Source organism: Clostridium sp. C2-6-12 (assembly GCF_009928485.1).
Lineage (GTDB): Bacteria > Bacillota > Clostridia > Clostridiales > Clostridiaceae > Clostridium.
Genome location: NZ_JAABNP010000014.1, coordinates 17,811 through 36,601, shown reverse-complemented (window position 1 = coordinate 36,601; position 18,791 = coordinate 17,811). Strand labels below are relative to the sequence as shown.

Sequence of the window (18,791 nt, the reverse complement as noted above, 5' to 3'; positions counted from 1 at the left end):
CCAAAAAAACATCATTATTTTATTCTTTTTTACTTAATAATTTATCTAAATAAACTGATTTCATTTGTTTACTTGCCATAGCCTTTTTTACAGGTGGAAGCTTTAAAATGGCAGATAAAACCGCTGCCATAGCTCTATGACTGAATAATGCCTTATTATCAAAAATCAATTCCTGAAGCTTTTCTTTTTCAATTGCCTGTAATACTATTCTATGAGTTGTATTAGCTGGAGTTATTATTTCTTTTTCTCTATGTTTTAGATATATGCTCTTTTTAAAGCAATTTCTCACACATATTCCACAGCCTAAGCATATGCCCTCATCCACTTCAGCTTTTTTTGTAATTGGATTAACCTTTATTGCTTCAATAGGGCATGCCTTTGAACATTTTCCACACCCAATACAGCCATCTTCAATAACCTGTGGCAAAAAGGCTGTTGTTTGAATTGGATTTAAATAACCAAATTTCTTAATTGCCAGCATACCTTCGCAGCAGCAGCCACAACAATTACATAAAAAAACTGATCCATCTCTCACATTTTCACCACATTGAACTAAATTATTTTCATAAGCCATATTTAATATTTCTAAGCCTTCTGACACTTCTATCCTTCTACCATATCCATGTTTGCTTAAAGTATATGCACTGTCTCCAAATGTCATACAAGTTTCCATGGGGGCATCACAAGCTTTGCCCAAGTGCTCCATCTTATGCCTGCAAAAGCACATACTTACAGCCATAAACTCTGCATTTTTTATAACATTACTTGCCCTATCATAATCCATAATTTCCAACTGATTTTGACTTGAAAGAACTCCCTCTTGAACAAAAACCTTTCCAAACCTTGTTTCCGTACCTAAGAATAAATCCTTAATAAAATCTTCTTCAACATTTAAGTATTGATAATATAGTTCTGATAACGCCTTTTGGTCTATATCTCCCCTAGTTCTCATAAGTGAAAATTCAAAAAATCCAATCATAGGTGGTGGAAGACAATATTCTTTTTTGCCAGCATAATCAATATCCATTAGAATAGCTCTTTGAGCAAGCTTCTGAAGAATATTTTCAGTTTGAACCTCATCCATTTTCCAGATAGAACTTGCAGTTTTTACTGAGAATGGCTTAATGGGTAACATTGCCACTAGTTCTGCTTCTTTCTCAGAAAAAAGCATACTTAATATTTTATATAAAGTTTTTGATGGCGGTGCTCCTTGTGGAAATCTGTTTATTCTTTCTTCTAATCTTTTGTAGGCTTCTTTACCTAAAATATGCGACATTTTTATCCTCCAAATATTTTATTGACAATTCCCAAGTATATAAAATATTAAATAACTTCATTTTCAAATATTATACAATATAACAGTTATATTGTATAATATTAATATTACTTCTTTAACTTATGTTATTTTAGCTTAATGTTTATTATAGAAATTGCAAAGCTGCATTGCTACACCATTTTCCATCATCTTAAATCCAAACTTTTCATAAAAAACAGCATTTTTCTTGTCTTCTGGCATTATCTCAATGTACAAATAATCTTTATATTTTTCTTTAATCATATTAATCATTGTTCCAGCAATTTTATGTCCTTGATAATCTGGATTTACCAAAACATAATGCATATATGCCATCATTTCACTATCATCTAATACACGTACTAACCCTACTAATTTATCTTTATCCCAAGCTGTTACAACTGTAGATGAATTTATCAATGCCTTATATAGCCGACTTGGATACTGTCCTGACACCCAGCCTACAGACAAGAATAATTGCTGCACGTCCTCTTGGGTGAAAAATTTTTCCTCTGTATAAGTAATTATCATAACATAAATGCCTCCTTTTCTTTATTTATAGTCACACTTTTTACATTGTGCCATTGTATTCGCATTATCTTCCTTGTGATATGCTCCAGACCATCTGCAAATACTCTGCAAAATAGGAATCACAGAATTACCCTTCTCCGTTAAGCAATACTCTACACGAGGAGGAATCTCATCAAATGATTTTCTATTCACAATACCATCTACAATTAATTCCTTAAGCGTTACTGCTAGAACAGCATCAGTTATATTACTCATTTCTTTTCTAATTTCACTATATCGTAAAGTGCCTTTTTCAGCTAAGACGCATATAATTCGTGATTTCCACTTTCCACCAAAAATATCAAGTCCATATTCAAGGGGGCACCTAATATCTTCTTCCATTTTATGTTTATACATCAATTCACCCCCTTACAATATCTATGGCACAATAAAATAAAAACATGCTCAATATAAAATTAATAAGTTTGTAGTTTTTCTCATAAACATTTTGCATCTTAACCCCTAGAAATGCCCATGTTAAACAGGCTACACTTCCAATTATTACTATCCCCACACCAGCTAAGAATAATTTTGGCAAATCTTTAATACTAGGAACAAGATACACTATCAACAAAGTCATAATATAGAAATAGATTTTTACATTTATAAATTGAAGTAAGAATCCTACTTTAAATGATGCTTTTTCACCATTTTTATCCTTTATTGGTTTGCTCAAATAAATATTTATTGCTAACCATACCATATATATGCTTCCAATATACTTTAGAACAACAAGCATTGGTGTCAAAAAATTATTAAGCCCATATGCTGCTAGTGTGCAAATAACCTGTACACAGGCATATCCCGTGCAAATTCCCCAAATTAAGCTTTTTCCTTCTTTCCATCCTAATTGGGTTGTAGTATTTAAAGCTAAAATATTTCCAGGTCCTGGCGTAAAAGAGCAAAGCAACATATATCCTAGCATTGTAAAAAAAACTGATATAGACATTTTCCCCTCCTATGTTCCTTATAATTCTATAATAATTATTAATTGTTGCGCATACACCTATAGATGTAAGACTATTATAGAAGGCTGTCTATATATTAACAAGTAACTATGAAATTTATTAGTAACTCATAAATTCACTGATATATTTTTATTTCTGAGTTCTTAAAATATAATTATACCAGACTCAGGCAGAATAAATGAGTCATATGAATAAATCTGGAGGTAATATTATGAAAGTAAATGCTTATTTAGAAATCACAATGAAAATTGAAAATGTAAACCGTGCTGCTGCAGCAAAAGTTTATACTGATTATCGTGGTCCATTTCTTGACAAAATTACTGGTGCTTTAACAAAAGACCTGCTTATTCGCGATGAGGATGTTCAAGTGCTTCATGGCTTCGATAGTGTAGAACATGCTCAGGCTTATCTATCTAGTGAAATGTTCCAAAATGATGTTTTTGTTGGTCTTAAGCCACTATGGAGCGTTGAACCTGATGTTAAAATTTATAGTGTAGCATAGTTAGCTTATAACACTACATGATTTCTCCGTATATGTTTTTTAACTGTACGGAGTTTTTAATTTAATTAAACCTATAGGAATTTTGTATAAAAATATATATTTCTTCATAAAATCTTCATAACAATTTTGTAAAATTATCTTACAAAATTAAATGGAGGTGTTAATTATGAATATGACACATTATATGTCATTACTTGCTGATAATCAGCCTTGGAATTTAATCATTTTTATGGCTATTCCAGTTATTTGTGCAGAGGCACTAACAATTTCAGAATTTTTTATATTATTTAACAAGAGTAAAAGTGGTGGTTTAAGAACCTTCAATAAAGTAGTTGGTATTTTTGATGGCTTCTATTTTACAGGTATTTTTATTTACTTATTAATAACTGCTGTAATCCCATTAACTACTACAGGTGGATGGCACGGCTTTATAGATGTCTTAGCCGTTGGTTTCTACTTATCAGGTGTTGTTTTCTTACTTCCTATTGCTTTAATGGAACTAGGAGTAATCTACAAAAATAAAACAGCTGATGAAAAAATGAAGCTTCATTTCATCCTTATTGGTGGATTTTTAGTTGTAGCTCATATTGCAATGATCTTTGGTATGGTAAATCCTGAAATTGTATCTAATATGAGTAACATGTCAGCTATGCCTGGAATGTAACAATACACAAAAGATTACAATTACATTTAAATAAACATAACCATAAATAAAACATAATTTTTCTGCCCTAAAAATATAAAGGGATTTTAGCTTTGAAACTTGTCCATTGCTAAAATCCCTTTTATATTTATCAAAACATTAATTATTGTGCATTATTCTTCTTTGCAAAATAAGGCATTATTAATCCTAAACCAAGTAATACAAACGGAGTTATAATATTAAGCACTAATTGGAATGTATCTGTTGAGTACATACCACCAATACATGCAAAAGCAGTAAATGCAAAGCACCATGCTCCAAATATAATTCCTAAAGTTTTATTTTTTATAAAATGATACTCAGCATTAAACTTTTCTCCAGCTTTTTTAAGTGCAATATATGCTGCAAATACCCATAAATATCTTAGTGGCATACATACTGCATTTAATTTTACTAGCCATTTAACTAAAGCATCTACATCTTTTATACCAAAAGCTGGTACAATTATTAAGATTGAAACTATTACTAATATAAGTTTATGACCATTGATATATGCTCCAAACTTATTTTTTACTAGCATTTTTTCTGGTATAAAGTTTGTATCTGCACTATCAAGTAACATACGTAAAGGTGCATCAATTGATATAATTAATACTGCAAATTGCCCAATCATATTTGTAATTGCATATACGATTACAAAGAAATTTCCTAAATGATAATATTCACCAAGCTTTTGGAAAGCATAATATGCTCCATTAGTCATTAAATCCTTAGGAACATTATTTGAATCAAACATCATTCCAAGTGAAATAGTACCTAAAATAGCACATACGGCAACCATAACTGCTAAAGCAATCATTCCTTTTGAGAATCCTTTCGCTGGATCCTTCATTTGATTAACATATGGTGAAATTTTTTCACAGCCTCCAACAGCAAAAACTAAAATAGATAAGCTAGTGAAGAATTTCATATCAAAAGTTGGCATGAATGTTTTTATAGACCAATCTATTGACATTAATTTTGCATCTGTAATTGCAGGCGCTGCTATCATTAATACAATGAATAGGATAGACATAACAAACATAGATGTTCCTGCAAGTGTTGCTAATTTCTTTAATGGATTTAATCCTTTTGATGCTATATAAAGTCCGATTATAAAAATTACTAAACAACATGCTTGTAGTATTATAGGATTCATACTACTAATTCTTTTATCTTGAAAAATAGCCCAACTTGTTGCAATCATAAAACCTGATGGTTTTTGTGAAATATAAGGCATATGTACTACCCAGTATGTCCAACCAGCATAATAAGCAATTTTAGGTCCTATAGTTTCATTTATCCATGAACTAACTCCTCCTCCATGCTCTTTAAATGCTGAACCTAGTTCACCAACCATTAATGCATATGGTACAAAATAAATAGCAAAAATTATGATCCAAGATACAATTGCCTTAAGACCATTATACTCAGAAAATCCATTAATAACGTTTCCAAAGCCCCAAACTGTTGAGAACGCCATAAATGCTAAGCTGTACCAAAGAATCTTTTTATCGTTTTTTTCTGACATAAGCTTTCTCTCCTATTTTTCTTTATATTTTAATATTTACATTAAAATATTATAGTATTTTTCAGCAAATGTATATAAGTTCGACAAAATTAGTCGTTATATTTTAAACAATCAATTACTTTTTACTAGTATTGGAATTTTTATATGTAAAACTTCAGCTATAACAGTTGTTATTTTTTAAACTCAATAGTATAAATTCAATTAGTAAGAATTTAAAGACATTTTTTTATTTTTACTTATCCATTATTAATCTTAGTTAAACTTCATTTTTTCTTTTATAAACTAACAATGGAATCATCAGTAAAATTATTACTCCACCACAAGCGGCAAAACCTATTCTGGCATTGAAATGTTCTGCAAATAGCCCTGCATAGAGGTTTCCAAAAGGTGTAGATCCAGCAAAAACTAATGTATATACGCTCATAACCCTTCCACGATATTCGTTCCTTGAATTTAACTGCAAGGTTGAATTTGCACTTGAAGTGAAAGAAATAAAGAAGAAGCCAGTAATAGCTAGAAAAATCCCTGTAAGCAAATAAACATTTGTATAACCAGTCGCAATAAGTAAAGCTCCTACAATTATAGGTACTAGATATATTATAAACTTTTTAGGGCCAGACTTACTTAGAGTAGCTATAAACATTGCTCCCAAAAAAGAACCAAAGCCCATAAATGACATTAGTATTCCAAAACCAGCTTCATTTTCCTTTAATATCTCCTTTGCAAAAACTGGAACCAATACATTGAAATTAGGGACAAAAGTTCCCACTATTGCCATAACTAATAAGGTGTATAAAAGAACCTTCTTACGATAAATGTATTTTAGTCCATCTTTAATTTCTCCAATTAAATTAGAATTCTCAACATTAGGATTTTTTTGAACAGGGTGTAACTCAATAAAAAACAAGCTTATAACGACCGCTCCGAAGCTTATTGCATTAGCAAAAAAACATACTGCAACTCCAGCATATCCCATTACTATTCCAGCAAGTGCAGGCCCTATAATTCTCGCTAAATTAAATACCATAGAATTTAAAGCAATTGCATTCATTAAATCCTCTCTTCCTACCAGTTCAATTACCATTGATTGACGGGCAGGCATATCTACTGTATTAACTATTCCTAATAATGTAGACATTATTAATATATGCCAATATTCAATCTTTTCTGTCCATACTAATATTGCAAGAATTAAGGTTATTACAAGGGAAGCTGATTGAGTAAACAATAAAATCTTCTTTTTCGAAAACTTGTCCACAAAAACTCCTGCAAAAAGAGCAAATATAAGCATAGGCGTAAATTGTGCAATTCCAATTAAACTGAGTAAAAAAGGAGAATTGGTCAAGGTATATGCCAGCCATGGCTGTGCTATATTCTGCATCCAGGTTCCTATTAAGGAAATGCACATACCTATCCAATAATATCTGAAATTATTATGCTTTAATGCAATAAAAGGATTATTAAATTTATTTTTAACTTCATTAGTAACATTCATATATTATCACTCTTTCATTCTTATAATCTTCTATGTCTAGTATTGTTTACCTTATATATTATGAAAAATAAAAACCGCCAAAGGCTATTAAGGGAATTAATAACATAACTTTACTGAATCCCTTTCCACTAAAACACTATTTATTGTAATATTCTCAAAAGGTTTTTCTGGATTTTTTATTCTTTTAAAAAGAAGCTCTACAGCTACTTCACAGGCATAATCAATATTAAGCTCCAAGGTAGTTAAAGCAGGAATAGATAATGACGACATTTCAGTATTACCACTGCCAATTACAGATATATCGTCTGGTACTTTTATTCCCTTTTCATATAGAAATTTTATAAGCTTTATTGCTGTATAATCCCATTGACAAACTATTGCAGTTGGACCTGTTTTATCACTTATTAAGTTAAGCATCTTTTCTTCAAAATTTTCCTCATATATGAAAAATTCATCTTTTATAGGAAGTTCATAATCCTCTAGAGCTGAAGTAATTCCAAGAACTTTTTCTTTGTTTTTATATACACTGCTATTTCCTAAAAAACCTATTTTTTTATGTCCCTTTTTTATTAAATATTCACATTGCTTATAGCCACCATTATTAAAGTTATACCAAACACTATCACAATTAAAAGAAGGAGAATATCCTGTGTAGAATACTTGATTCTTTACTTTGCTAGAAATAAACTCAACATAATTTGAATTAAATCTACCAATAAATATAATTCCATCAAAATCAACACCTTTTTGAAGCTTATATGGCAAATAAAGCTCCTCTTGATGTTCCTTATCTACAAACTCTAAATCATATTCTGAACCACTCTTTTGTATTGCTTTTTCAATCCCCTGAACCATATGACTATAATTACTAGTGTCTTGTACAAAAGGCTTTTGATGCAAAACTAAAATTTTAATCTCTTCCTTAAGCTTTTCTTTAAAGTACCCCATTTCTTTTGCTTTGCTTATTATTTTATTTCGCAATTCTTCTCCAACTCCTGATTTACCAGAAAGAGCTCTGCTCACAGAAATTGCTGATATTTCAAGCTCTTTAGCTATATCTGAAATTTTTACTTTATTCATTCTTTAAAATACACCTCCAAAAAGTTATTTAATATCTATTTATTTATTTATTTATTTATTTGCTTAATTAATTCCAATTTTATAAACAACATTCCACACATATTACGTTACAAAATATATTTTGTAACGTAATATTAATCCAAAATATTACGTTACTATTTCATAATATCAAATTCACTAAATATAGTAAATGTAAATTTAATACAGTACATTCCTTTATGGAATTATATAAATCAACAAAAAAAGAACCCTATTATTAATAGAGTTCAATTATCTTTTTACATCCATAATTCTATTTCTTCTATATTACCATTACTTAATTCTGGTTTAGAGCTAGCTGCTGGTTTAATTATACCTGCTTTTTCATAATCTCCATGGGCAATAAATCTTAGCTTTTGCAATAACTCTTTTGCCTCAGAATCCTCTTGAAGCTCTTTTTGCAAATCATCAAATGTAAATATCTCTTTGTTTTTAGAAAGCTTTTCTAATATCTCCCTTTGTCTTTTACTAAACATCTTATATGTATTTAATATTTTCTTTATATTAATGTTTTCCATTTACATCTCCCCCTCTCATAATAAACAATTATACAAAAATGTATAAATTCCTTCTAAATTTAATAAATATCTCTCTTATATTTTATTTTTTTACATATTTTATTAAAAAACAAACATACTGCTATAAAATCAAGATCATATTCATTAAGTAAAATTCCAATTATACCACTATACCCCAGATAAACAATTTCCCAAACATATATTATTTGAGCTAAGTTCTAATATTAATGAAGTAGTTTATTCCAATTAATAATTTTTATTTAATAATATACTAAGCTGCTTTAATCCATCAATCATCTTATTTACTTCATCTGAATCAGTATTTTTTATAGCATCAGCTATAAAACCTGTAATAAATTCTTTTTTCATTTTACATATATCATTATTTTTCTTAAACTCTTTTGAAATAGATAACCTTACAATTCTTCGATTATCTTTCGGTATTTCCCTTGTTACAACACCTTGTTTTTCTAAACGGTCAACTATGCCTGAAACTGTACTTTTAGTTAAAAGCATATGCTCACTTAGATCATTAAGAGTTATTGACGGCATCCTATGCAAATGGAATATAACACCTAATTGTGGTGCTGTAAATCCATACTTCTTTGCACTTTCCTCAGACTTAAAGTTAATAGCTTTTTTAATGTTTTTAAATATTTCGATTATTTCATCAGCTTGTTTTTGAGCAACTTCATCATTTACCATGGGTAAATCATTTAAATCCACTAATATTCACCTTCCCAATTTATTTCTTTAGATTCTTTTAGTTCTCATAAAGAAAGTTAAAAACAATGCAGCTGCTACTGCTGCCACTGTTATCATAACTGCATATTGCATTCCCTCTATTGTAGCTTGACCTTTTATAATTTGTGTCAATTTTGATATTGCAGAAGCTTTAGCCATATTTTGAGGCATTCCTGAATACATATATGCTTTTGTAAGTGTACCAATCGTATCATTGGCTGCTTTATTATAAACATTTATTTGTTCTGCCAATTTAGCATAATTATAATCGCTTCTACCTTGCATTATAGTCGATATTATAGTTACAGCAAGTGCTCCTGCAACTTGCCTAATAGTGTTATTAAGAGCTGATGCCCTCGATACTAATTCTGTTTTTACAGCATTCATTCCAGCCGTACTAATAGGCATCATGGCAAGCCCAAGGCCAATTGATCTAATACAAGTAATTAATATTATATGTTCTTTAGTTGTATTTGTATTAATAGTATAGGCAAGTTCATAAGAACTAATACCTAATATTATAAGTCCTGGGATTACAAGAGGTTTTGCACCCATCTTATCAAACAGCTTCCCACTTATTGGCATTAAAACTCCCATTACCAAAGCTGAAGGTAACATAATTAGTCCTGTTTCCATAGCAGTATATCCTCTTATATTTTGCAAAAACATAGGTAATATATAAGAAGATCCCATAAGTGCCAAGGTTAAAACACTTGTTATCATTAAACTTATACTAAAATCAAATAACTTAAGAACTCGCAAATCTAATAATGGATTTGGATGAGTAAGCTCATTTACTACAAATAATATAAGACTTAATATGCCCAAAGTCATTAAAATTGCATTTTCCATCTTACTCCAATCAATAGAAGAACCTTCTCCAAGTACATATAACACACTAACGAGTCCTATCGTACAAGATAAAAAGCCTATTATATCAAAGGATTTTAATGGCTTTTTCTCTGAATCTTTTAATAAAATTCCTGCCATTATTACTCCAACTACCCCTATAGGAACATTTACGTTAAAAATCATTCTCCAGTCCATCTTTTCAATAATAAAGCCTCCCAAGGTTGGACCTATAGCAGGAGCAGCCATGGCTGCAATCCCCCAGAACCCAAGGGCAAGTCCTATTTTTTCTCTAGGGAACAAGCTATATATAATAGACATTCCCACTGGCATTATCATACCACCACCAAGTGCTTGAAGCACACGAAAGGCTATCATTGTTCCGCCACTCCAGGCAAAACCACATAATAAAGAGCCTACAGAAAACATACCTAATGCAAACATATATATTTTTTTAGATCCAAAAGTATCCTGCAGAAATCCTGTTAATGGTATAATTGCACCAAGTGTTAATGAGTAAGCTGTTATAATCCACTTAGCATCGTCTAAGGGCATTCCAAACACAGACATCATCTTTGGAAGAGCAATATTTACTATACTACTATCTAATATAGACATAAATGTTCCAATTACAACTACTCCTAAAGCTAACCAGCTATTTAATAATCCTTTATTATTTTTTTCCATGTTATCACCCCACTACTTAACATGAATCTTAACAACTGCATTTGTTCCCGGAATAATTTTACTATCAAAATCATCAAGTTCGATTTTTACAGCTACTCTTTGAACCACTTTAGTAAATGTTCCACTAGTTGATGCTGGTAAAATTGACAAGGCTGAATTGGAAACTTCTCCTATAGATTTTACTTTCCCATTAAACTTTTTAGCATCATACTGATCTATAGTAATCTCAACAGGTTCACCCATTTTAATTTTTCCAAGTTTTGTTTCTTCAATATCAGCAGTTATATATAGTTTATTAGGATCTATTAAAGTAATTGTACTTTGCCCTACCGATAAAAGTTCTCCAACTGTTCCTTGTTTTTTTACCACTATACCATTTATAGGTGATCTCATCAAAGCTTGTTCAACGCTTGTATCTGGAAGTCCATTCATATCTTGACGAGCTAATATCTCATTTTTAGTAACAGTATCGCCTTCTGTCACATTAAGTTCTAATAATTTCCCTGAAATTTGCGGAGTTACACTAACTATATCAGCACTAACCCTAGCATCATCTGTTGACACATAATATGTATTTTCATACCAATAATAAAACACTATTCCACTTAATGCTACCACAATTGTAATTAAAATTCCAATAATTAAAAATTTACGTTTTTCCTTCATAATTTAAATCACCTCTTCTCCTATTTCTTTAACCCTATTTCCGCAAGCATACCTGGTTTTAACTCAGAATTTGAATCAGATAAACTTACTTTAACCAAAACATTTCTACTTTGAGAATTTAATTTTGAATTAATTACTGTAATTTTTCCTTCAAATTCTTTATTTTCTACATCTGAAATTTTTACCACCACATCTTGTCCCTCTGTAAGCTGGCTTACAATATCTAATGGTGCATAAGCATTTACATATAATGCACTTGTATTAGAAATTGAAATAAGGGGTGAATTAGGTGAAGCCATTTCTCCAACATTAATATTTTTAGCTGTTACTACACCTGAAATTGGTGATGTTATAGTTCCGTTGTTTAGTGATGTTTGAACTGTCTTTAAAGCTGCTTCTGCCTGATCTACTTGTGCTCTATAAACATCTATACTAGTTTGTGTTGCACCATTTTTATGCATATTTAATACTTCTTGAGCTGTTTTTTGTTGAGATTCTGCTGTAACAAACTGCTGTTTAGAAGTTTCAAGCTGCTGCTGAGTTGCTGCGTCTGCTTGAAATAAAGCATTTGTGCGTTCATAATTCTTCTTTGCAACCTCATATGCTTCTGTTGCACTTTTTAAAGAAGCTTCATCTTGTGCTATTTGTTCTGGACGTGCAGTGCTCATTGCATTAGTTAAATTTGCCTTTGCAACATTAACTGCTGCTTGAGCTTGATCAACTTGTGCTTGCAGTTCCTGAGTATCCAACTTTATAATAGTATCCCCAGCATTAACTTTAGCTCCAACATCAACTAATATTTCTGAAACTTTTGCTGAGCTCTTTGCTGCTAGATTAACTTGGTCATTTGCATCTATTTTCCCAGCCATTATATATGTATTTTTAGTTTGCTCTTGTTTATTTTCAATAATTTGTGAATTATTATTTGTACTTTGAGCTGAACTACATCCACTTAAGGTAATTGTTAGAAATAAACAAACTAAAATAGTTTTTTTCATATTATCCCTCCGAATATTAATAATTTGTATGCATATTATTTTTACCGATACAGTTCGTATACCAACAGTTTTGATTATACAACTGTTTTTTTAGATATTCAATAGGTAATTTTCTATAAAATAAAAATAATTATTTCATTAAATCTCTTGTAAACGACTCACTATACTTACCACCAGCTATAGGAAATATCTTATTAAAAAACAACTTAAAAGCTCATCTCGATTCGAGATGAGCTTTTAATATCAAAATTAATTTCTTCTATTATTTTAAAGCATTTAAAACTGCTTCATAATTAGGTTCTGCTGTTACTTCTTCACAGTATTCAACATGAATTACTTTGTCATTTTCATCAATTACAAATACTGCTCTTGTTAATAGTCCAAGTTCTTTAATATAAGTTCCAAATTCTTTTCCAAAGCTTCTATCCTTATAGTCTGATAAAGTTTGAACATTTTCTATTCCAGCATTTCCACACCATCTTGCTTGAGCAAAAGGTAGATCCATTGAAATTGTATAAATCTTTACATTTTCTAATTTAGTAGCCTCTTGATTAAATCTTCTTACTTCTGTATCACATACTCCAGTGTCTATTGAAGGTACACTTACATATACTCTCTTTCCTTTTAAATCTTTTCCCTTAACTTCATTAAGCCCATTATCTGCTACCACAAAATTTGGTGCAGTATCACCTACTTTAACAATGTTCCCCTCTAAAGTTACTTGATTTCCTTGAAATTTAACGTTCATATTTTTTACTCCTCAAAATTTATATTTATTTTAATGGTTTATTAAATATTTTTCTGCTTCATATATGCTAATTGCACCATCTGATGCTGCTGTTAATACCTGCCTAACTGATTTAGTTCTTATATCTCCTATAGCCAAAATACCATCTACATTTGTTTTACAGCTTTCATCTGCAACAATATATCCATTTTTATCCAATTCAACTAGATTCTTAACAAGTTCTGTTGAAGGTGTACTTCCAATTGCAACAAATAATCCATCCATTTTTAATTGAACTTCCTTATTATCTTTATTATTTTTAACTTCAATTGCTTCTAATTTATTTTCACCCTCTAATTTAGTAACTACACTATTCCAAAGAATTTCTACATTACTTGTTTTAAATAATTTATCTTGAGCAACTTTATTAGCTTTTAAAGTATCTCCTCTATATATTAGATATACCTTTTCAGCTATTCTTGAAAGATGAAGTGCATCCTCTACAGCTGTATCTCCGCCTCCAACTACTGCTACAACTTTATTTCTAAAGAACCCTCCGTCACAAGTTGCACAATAAGATACTCCTCTTCCACCTAACTCTAATTCTCTATCTATTCCTAATTTTTTAGGCTTTGCTCCCATGGACAAAATTACTACTTTAGCTTCATAAGTTTCATTATTAGTTATGACTTTTTTTACATCTCCATGAACCTGAATATCTAAAACTTCTTTATATTCCATAATTCCACCAAACTTTTTTGCGTGTTCATACATTACATTTGCAAGATCTGACCCTGTAATATCTATAAATCCAGGATAATTTTCAACTTCATTTGTAGTAACCATTTGCCCACCTTGAAATTCTTTTTCAATCATTAAGGCATCTAATTGTGCTCTTCCTGCATATAAAGCTGCGACTAATCCAGCAGGTCCGCCACCAACTATAATAATATCCTTCATACTCTACTCCCCTTTTGCTGTTTATATTTTCTTATATATTTATATTTATTTTTATGAAATTTATCATTATAAATTTTATAAATGTTTTTTATTTAATTTTATTCAATTATATTTCACAAGATTATATTAACTCTATCTTTAAAGTTTGTCAACTAATTTTAAATTTTAATTAATAATTATTTTCCAAGAAAGTAAATTTAAATTAAGAAAAAGGTTAAAGTAACTAATTATTTTACTTTAACCTTTTTTCCTATTTATATTCTATTATCATTAAATTCAAAATTACACTCATCAAGTGGAACTATTTTAGTCTTTTTAATTAATTTATATCCAACGTATAAACAAATAAATATAGGTATACAAATATAATTTGTTATAAAATCAAACCAACTAAAGGTTTCTGCTTGAAAAATCCATATATTAGCTCCAAATATAACAATTACACACATGATTACAGATATTATTGGCCCAAATGGATAAAATTTTGCTTTAAATTTTAAAGCCTTTAAATCTCTTCCCTGAGCTATATATGCTTTTCTAAATCTATAATGGCAAATCCCTATACCTAACCAAGCAAAAAATGCCATAATCCCAGATGCATTATAAAGAATATAATATATTTTTCCATCTCCAATTAATGATGCAAAAAAAGCAGTACAAGCAACTGCTGTTGTTGCATATAAAGCATTCATTGGAACTCCACGTTTATTTACTTTTCCTAAAAATTTAGGCGCTTTTTTTTCAAGAGATAAAGAATATAACATTCTTGATGCCACATAAAGTCCTGAATTTCCACAAGATAGTACTGAAGTTAATATTACAGCATTCATTACACTAGCCGCAAAAGCTATACCACATTTTTCAAACACCATTGTAAATGGACTATATGCAATATTATCCACACCACCTTTCAGTAGATTTTCATCTGTAAATGGAATTATAAAGCCTATTACTATTATTGCTCCTATATAAAATAATAAAATACGCCAAAATACCGTCTTAATTGCCTTTGGCACATTTTCTTCTGGATTTTCTGATTCTCCAGCAGCTAGTCCAACTATTTCAGTTCCTGAGAATGAAAACCCTGCTACTAAAAATACATTAATAATTCCTATTAATCCTCCAAGAAAAGGTCCTTTATTACCATTTTGATCAGATAATGTCCAATTGCTAAATCCTACAGAGTTATCTCCCAAGATACCTACTATCATAAGTACACCAACTATGATAAATATAATTATTGTTATTACCTTAATACTTGCAAACCAATATTCACTTTCTCCATAAGCTTTAGCTGATAAAATATTCAAAATAAATATAATTGCTAAGAACATTACACTCCACATAGTTCCATTTGTATCAGGAAACCAGAACTTAACAATGAGTGACCCTGCAACTAATTCAGCGGCTACACATATTGCCCAGCAAAACCAATAATTCCATCCAAGAGCAAATCCCAATGCTGGATCAACAAATCTTGTAGCATATGTTTCAAAGGAACCTGAAATTGGCAATAATGTTGACATTTCTCCAAGTGACATCATAAGTAAATATACCATCATTCCCATAACCAAATATGCTAACAATGCGCCACCAGGTCCTGCTGTACTTACAGCACTTCCACTAGCAAAAAATAATCCTGTTCCTATAGAGCCCCCTATAGCTATCATATTCATATGTCTTGCTTTCAAACTTCTTGTAAGTTTTTCTTGCTTTTCTTCTGTATAATCAGTTAGTTCCATTAATATCCCCCACCTATCCTATAAACTTTCTAACAAATAATTATATTGTTTTAAATGTTATCACAGTATCATAATATAAACAATACACTTTTCTGCATAAATATAAATACTAATATTTTTAATTATACCTTCAAACAATTAGTAAATAAACAAATTTAATTGATTGGACTAATGATATAACATATAATATTACTAATAATATGCAAAAATTTATAAAACAATAGAAGCGAGGAAAATATAATGAATCCAATAGAAAATATTTTAAATAATTTTAATTTGATTATTTTAGATGGTGCTTTAGCTACAGAACTTGAAAATAGAGGCTGTGATATTAATGATTCTCTTTGGTCTGCAAAGATTTTAGCAGAAAACCCTGAAATAATTGAAAAAGTACATTATGACTATTTTGTATCTGGAGCTGATTGTGCTATAACTTCAAGCTACCAAGCTACTATAGATGGTTTCATACAAAAAGGTTTTTCTGAAAATGAAGCAATATCACTTATTAAAAGATCAGTACAAATTGCTAAAAAAGCAAGAGATGATTTTTGGAGTAATGCTGAAAATAAAAAAAATAGACCTATGCCCCTAGTTGCCGGTTCCGTTGGTCCATATGGTGCCTATCTTGCTGATGGCTCTGAATATCGTGGAGATTATAATATTAGCGAAGAAGAATTAATTAATTTTCATAGACCAAGAATAAAAATCTTAGTAGATGAAGGTGTAGATATTCTCGCTTGCGAGACAATTCCTAATCTTTTAGAAGCAAAAGCCATCATTAAACTTCTTAAAGAATTTCCTAATGTTTATTGTTGGATAAGCTTTAGCTGCAAAAATGATTTAGAAATAAGTGATGGGACCTTAATTTCCGAATGTGCTAGATATCTAGATAACTGTGAGCAGGTTGCTGCTATGGGCATAAATTGTACTGCACCAGCTTATATAAATTCTTTAATTGAAGAAATCAAAAGTAATTCTAAAAAACCAATAATAGTATATCCAAACTCGGGTGAAGAATATGATGCAAATTCAAAAACTTGGCATGGAGATTCCTCTGGCTGTACTTATGGATGTAATGCTAAAAACTGGTTTGATAAAGGTGCTAAATTAATTGGTGGTTGTTGTAGAACAACTCCTAACGATATTAAATCTATTGCTAAATGGGCTAGACTTTAAACATAAAAAAATACCTTACAAGGTTTTTACATTATCTTGTAAGGTATTTTTATTTTAGCTAATCTAGTGAATAAATTCTAATTAATATTTATTTTGATTAATTTATCAATAATAACAAACAATTGGCGTTCCTGCTTCAATGTTTTCATAAATGGTTTTGGCTAATTCAAAAGGTGAATTTATGCACCCATGAGAACCATTTGTCATATATATCTGTTTACCAAACTCTGTTCTCCAGCTTGCATCATGAATTCCGATATTCCCATTAAAAGGCATCCAATATTCAACAGGAGATCTGTAATCTTCTCCAACCAAAGTAGCATGTCTTTCTTTATAATTTAATACATAAGTTCCAGCTGGTGTTAAAGTATTTGTACTTGCGCCTCCAGTTACAACATCACCTTCAACCACCAATGCTCCATTTTTATAAAACCATAAATGTTGTTTTGTCATATCTATCTCTACATATGTATTTCCAACATCATTACTGCCCTTAACTTTTGCTGTTTGAGAAAATGCTGGTTCTTTTGTTATATCTTGTCCATTTTTCACAGCTTCTATTATTTCTTTAGCTTCCTTACCATTATCCACAATCCACCCATAATTTCCTCCACTTACTTGTATATTATTTTTAGAGGTTGTTACAAAATTTCTTGTGCCTTCATAAGTATTATACATACTTGATATTTTATATACATAATTCCGAACTTTAGCTTCATCAAATGAAATTTCCATCTTATCATTAACACTAAGCCACTTATTTATTGTAGAACCATCTAAAACTTCTGTTTTATTATCCATTTTATATGTAATTTTAGTTCCAATATATTTATCAAGTGTCTTTTTGGTATCTAATACTTCTGGTGAATCTGAAGTATATTGTGGTTTTTCGTAGGCTTCACTTGAATCTAAATTTAGCTTTGGCTGCATATTAAGAATTGCCTTTCCTATAGCTTCATGTAAAGCATCTTTATTTATTTTATTCCCTAAAACTTCTTTTTCAATCTGATAAGATCCATTTTCAAATTTAAAACTTGCACTTTTGGGTGGTTCTATTTTTTTGTCATTTAAGCAATTAAGTTTATCTATAGTTTTATTTAGCATATCATCATCATAATTTACTATTTGAGATCTTTCTGAATCCTTCTTCTTTAAAATTGTAGAAATCCAAGCAAATGGATTTTGTTCGTCTTTTATTTCTTTAATCTTACTACTATCATATTTAAGACCAACATCTGTTGCTTTAATTTCTTCTGTTTTATCTCCTCTTTCCTCCAAAGTTAAAATATATTTATTTACTTCAGCGGATAATTTATTTTCAGCCTCTTCAATATTTCTCCCAGAGACATCTATCCCATTAATTACAGTTCCAAAATTAAAATGATTAATACAAAATAATGACACGCCCATGTATATAGCTGCTAAACTACAAAGAGAAATTACACCGCCTAGCATAACTTTGCTGTTGTGATTGTTGCTTCTTTTTCTTCTCATTAATAATTACTCCCTTCTTGTCTATTATACTAGAAAAAAGTAATTAAGAATATATTCATTTGTAACAAA

19 protein-coding genes are annotated in these 18,791 nt (G+C 30.1%); 3 read left to right on the top strand and 16 right to left on the bottom strand.

Features of this window, described 5'->3' with window-relative positions; translation table 11 throughout:
• Positions 1-19: 19 nt before the first annotated feature.
• From GXK56_RS13135 to GXK56_RS13120, 4 genes are all read right to left on the bottom strand, one after another.
• Complete coding sequence (locus GXK56_RS13135; protein ID WP_160688048.1) at positions 20-1,276, bottom strand: 4Fe-4S dicluster domain-containing protein; 1,257 nt, start codon at positions 1,274-1,276, stop codon at positions 20-22.
• 135 nt (positions 1,277-1,411) lie between these two features.
• Positions 1,412-1,825, bottom strand: coding sequence for a GNAT family N-acetyltransferase (locus GXK56_RS13130; RefSeq protein ID WP_160688046.1), 414 nt, complete (start codon positions 1,823-1,825; stop codon positions 1,412-1,414).
• A 21-nt stretch (positions 1,826-1,846) separates the two neighbouring features.
• A complete protein-coding gene (locus GXK56_RS13125; RefSeq protein ID WP_160688044.1) occupies positions 1,847-2,221 on the bottom strand; it encodes a helix-turn-helix domain-containing protein in 375 nt (124 codons plus the stop codon).
• A gap of 4 nt (positions 2,222-2,225) precedes the next feature.
• The gene (locus tag GXK56_RS13120) at positions 2,226-2,813 is read right to left on the bottom strand and encodes a LysE family transporter (protein WP_160688042.1); all 588 of its coding nucleotides are present in this window, start codon (positions 2,811-2,813) and stop codon (positions 2,226-2,228) included.
• Positions 2,814-3,043: 230 nt separating this feature from the next.
• Here GXK56_RS13120 and GXK56_RS13115 point away from each other — a divergent pair, with 230 nt between their 5' ends.
• Complete coding sequence (locus GXK56_RS13115; RefSeq protein ID WP_160688040.1) at positions 3,044-3,334, top strand: hypothetical protein; 291 nt, start codon at positions 3,044-3,046, stop codon at positions 3,332-3,334.
• Between the two features lie 166 nt (positions 3,335-3,500).
• Positions 3,501-3,998, top strand: a complete 498-nt coding sequence (locus GXK56_RS13110; protein ID WP_160688038.1) for a DUF6803 family protein — start codon at positions 3,501-3,503, stop codon at positions 3,996-3,998.
• 142 nt (positions 3,999-4,140) lie between these two features.
• On the opposite strand, the gene GXK56_RS13105 is transcribed toward GXK56_RS13110, so the two are convergent.
• From GXK56_RS13105 to GXK56_RS13055, 11 genes are all read right to left on the bottom strand, one after another.
• Positions 4,141-5,547 carry an amino acid permease gene (locus tag GXK56_RS13105; RefSeq protein WP_160688036.1) on the bottom strand — a complete coding sequence of 469 codons (1,407 nt, stop codon included), beginning with the start codon at positions 5,545-5,547 and terminating at the stop codon, positions 4,141-4,143.
• A 256-nt stretch (positions 5,548-5,803) separates the two neighbouring features.
• Entirely contained in the window at positions 5,804-7,042 is a 1,239-nt protein-coding gene (locus GXK56_RS13100; protein WP_160688034.1) for an MFS transporter, read from the bottom strand.
• A 96-nt stretch (positions 7,043-7,138) separates the two neighbouring features.
• Positions 7,139-8,122, bottom strand: coding sequence for a LacI family DNA-binding transcriptional regulator (locus tag GXK56_RS13095; RefSeq protein WP_160688032.1), 984 nt, complete (start codon positions 8,120-8,122; stop codon positions 7,139-7,141).
• A gap of 278 nt (positions 8,123-8,400) precedes the next feature.
• The gene (locus GXK56_RS13090; protein ID WP_160688030.1) at positions 8,401-8,679 is read right to left on the bottom strand and encodes a hypothetical protein; all 279 of its coding nucleotides are present in this window, start codon (positions 8,677-8,679) and stop codon (positions 8,401-8,403) included.
• A gap of 246 nt (positions 8,680-8,925) precedes the next feature.
• Entirely contained in the window at positions 8,926-9,405 is a 480-nt protein-coding gene (locus tag GXK56_RS13085; protein WP_160688028.1) for a MarR family transcriptional regulator, read from the bottom strand.
• A gap of 27 nt (positions 9,406-9,432) precedes the next feature.
• A complete protein-coding gene (locus GXK56_RS13080) occupies positions 9,433-10,959 on the bottom strand; it encodes a DHA2 family efflux MFS transporter permease subunit (protein ID WP_160688026.1) in 1,527 nt (508 codons plus the stop codon).
• 12 nt (positions 10,960-10,971) lie between these two features.
• Positions 10,972-11,625: an efflux RND transporter periplasmic adaptor subunit gene (locus GXK56_RS13075; RefSeq protein ID WP_160688024.1), complete on the bottom strand. Its 654-nt coding sequence runs from the start codon at positions 11,623-11,625 to the stop codon at positions 10,972-10,974.
• A gap of 20 nt (positions 11,626-11,645) precedes the next feature.
• The gene (locus GXK56_RS13070; protein ID WP_160688022.1) at positions 11,646-12,623 is read right to left on the bottom strand and encodes an efflux RND transporter periplasmic adaptor subunit; all 978 of its coding nucleotides are present in this window, start codon (positions 12,621-12,623) and stop codon (positions 11,646-11,648) included.
• Positions 12,624-12,885: 262 nt separating this feature from the next.
• Entirely contained in the window at positions 12,886-13,371 is a 486-nt protein-coding gene (tpx, locus tag GXK56_RS13065) for a thiol peroxidase (protein ID WP_160688020.1), read from the bottom strand.
• A 30-nt stretch (positions 13,372-13,401) separates the two neighbouring features.
• Positions 13,402-14,310 (bottom strand): thioredoxin-disulfide reductase, encoded by a 909-nt coding sequence (trxB, locus tag GXK56_RS13060; protein WP_160688018.1) that lies wholly within the window; start codon positions 14,308-14,310, stop codon positions 13,402-13,404.
• A gap of 254 nt (positions 14,311-14,564) precedes the next feature.
• The gene (locus tag GXK56_RS13055) at positions 14,565-16,052 is read right to left on the bottom strand and encodes an amino acid permease (RefSeq protein ID WP_160688016.1); all 1,488 of its coding nucleotides are present in this window, start codon (positions 16,050-16,052) and stop codon (positions 14,565-14,567) included.
• Positions 16,053-16,292: 240 nt separating this feature from the next.
• Here GXK56_RS13055 and mmuM point away from each other — a divergent pair, with 240 nt between their 5' ends.
• Positions 16,293-17,228 (top strand): homocysteine S-methyltransferase, encoded by a 936-nt coding sequence (mmuM, locus tag GXK56_RS13050; protein ID WP_160688014.1) that lies wholly within the window; start codon positions 16,293-16,295, stop codon positions 17,226-17,228.
• 105 nt (positions 17,229-17,333) lie between these two features.
• Here mmuM and GXK56_RS13045 read toward each other — a convergent pair whose 3' ends face one another.
• Positions 17,334-18,722, bottom strand: a complete 1,389-nt coding sequence (locus tag GXK56_RS13045) for a peptidoglycan binding domain-containing protein (protein WP_160688012.1) — start codon at positions 18,720-18,722, stop codon at positions 17,334-17,336.
• Positions 18,723-18,791: the final 69 nt, after the last annotated feature.